The organism is Citrobacter sp. wls826 (assembly GCF_005281245.1).
In the GTDB taxonomy this organism is placed as follows: domain Bacteria; phylum Pseudomonadota; class Gammaproteobacteria; order Enterobacterales; family Enterobacteriaceae; genus Citrobacter; species Citrobacter braakii.
This window is the reverse complement of sequence record NZ_SZWS01000053.1, coordinates 1-1,842: the sequence shown is the minus strand read 5'-3', so window position 1 is coordinate 1,842 and position 1,842 is coordinate 1. Positions and strand designations below refer to the sequence as shown.

Annotated in this window: 1 protein-coding gene; it reads right to left on the bottom strand. The window is 55.2% G+C overall.

The genetic code is table 11. The features are described from left to right. Positions 1–98 precede the first annotated feature (98 nt). The coding region (locus tag FDW87_RS12470; protein ID WP_137379808.1) for an autotransporter outer membrane beta-barrel domain-containing protein at positions 99–1,842 on the bottom strand (1,744 nt) is incomplete at its 5' end.

Here is a 1,842-nt window from a genome sequence, read left to right as displayed (position 1 = left end):
TGTTCGGTTTTACCGAACAACTGCCATAACCGCTATATTCAATACATAAAAAAGCCGCCGATCGGTTAATCAGCGGCTTTCTGTCACCTGCAGTTACGTCAGAAGTTATATTTCACGCCCAGCATACCGCGGGTATCGCTGTAGCCTTTGTCACCAACCTGTTGGGCCACGTTGCTCCATACGTTGAGACGCGGAGTGATTTGACCTTCAACACCGATTTTCAGCTCGCCGATGTTTTTGGTGCCGCGCATGTCGTTGCTCACATCGTCCATCTTCACGCGAGTCGTCTGCGTGTTGTGGATCCAGTTGGCTTCAACAAACGGCTGGAACTCACGAGATTTACCGTCGTCGATGGCGTTGTGACCGTTGATAAAGGCTTTTACCCCCAGACGGGTCATCAGGTTGCCATCGGTGTTGTCCTTCACGCGGGTACCGTTCGCTTCCCGGTGGCTGTCAGCCTGCACGTCCATCCACACCACCTGAGCTTTCGGTTGCAGCCAATAGCTGTTGCGCTCATTTTCACCCAGTTTGAAGCTGTAACCGGCTTCAACAGAAGCGGTGATCCCGCTGGATTTATATTTCTCCGTCGCCTGCTCCTGGCCCATCACCTTGTTATCAAACCAGTTGTACAGCATCCAGGTGTCTACATAAGTGCCGGTCTTGTCAGCGTCATTAGCATACCAGGTGCCGTACAGTCCCACGCTGTAACCAGTGACCTGACCACGTGAATGGTAGCCGGTCAGACTGGACTGCGTGCGGTTCTGGCTGTTGGCATAACCAGCCATCGCGCCGAGGTGCCAGCGGTCGAGGCCGTCGCTGCTCCACTGCGCCAGGTCACCGCCTAACTGCAAGACATAGCTGTTGCTTTGGGTTTTCAACTGCCCGCTACTGTCTTTGAAGCGGGTATGTGCCCCGACGTTACGCATCCACAGACTGGTGACTTTTTTCTCGCCCGTCAGCATATCGACGTACTGCGTTTCGCCCAGACGATCGTGGAGTCGGGTCATGAACAGCGTGTTAGCAGCGTAGTTGTTCGCCAGATAACTGCCTGCTTCCGGGCGGTACTGCTGCTCAGTGACAGGGGGCGCAACAGGTTCTTCCGGCTCAGGGATAATCGGGTCGACAGGATCGACCGGGTCCGGGTCAACAGGACCTGGGTCAATAGGGTCAACCGGGTCCGGGTCAACGGGATCTGGGTCAATAGGGTCAACCGGGTCCGGATCGACGGGGTCCGGCTCTTCCGGATCCGGCGGAGCAGGAATAAAGCTGGTCAGATACCAGTTGCTGCCCTTTTGCACCACGTTATAGTCGTACGCACCGGCAACAATACGGCCCGCTTTCTCAAAAGTACCGTCAGAATTACCGGCCACTTCGATGATCTCAATACCTTCAATGGTTTGCGCCCCGGTTCCGCCAATATTGTTCACTGCCACAAATGCGTTACCCGCGGTGTTGCCGAGCACTTTCAGCTTGTCGGTTTCGGAGGTATCGTCATTCAGGACGGTATTGAAAACGAGTTTTCCGCCGTTGCCGGTAAAATCTTCATTGATAGTAAGCGTCTGCCACGGTTCGCCGTCAGCATGCCCAAAGTTCACCACTGACCCGCCGTTCAGAGTCAGGTCAGTGAGCGTTGAGCTGTTGGTCATGTTCCAGGTCGCATCGCTCATTTGCAGCGAGATAACCCCCGTCCCGGCAGTGGCGCTGGTGACGTATGACGCCCCACTCCACAACGAGTTGTCAGTCATATTGAGTTTGATGGTACTGTTTTGCTGCGGCTGGGTGTTGTTTGCGGCAGTAGCACCGGCGGCGTGAAGATCGCCGTCGATAAGGAAACGCCCGCCA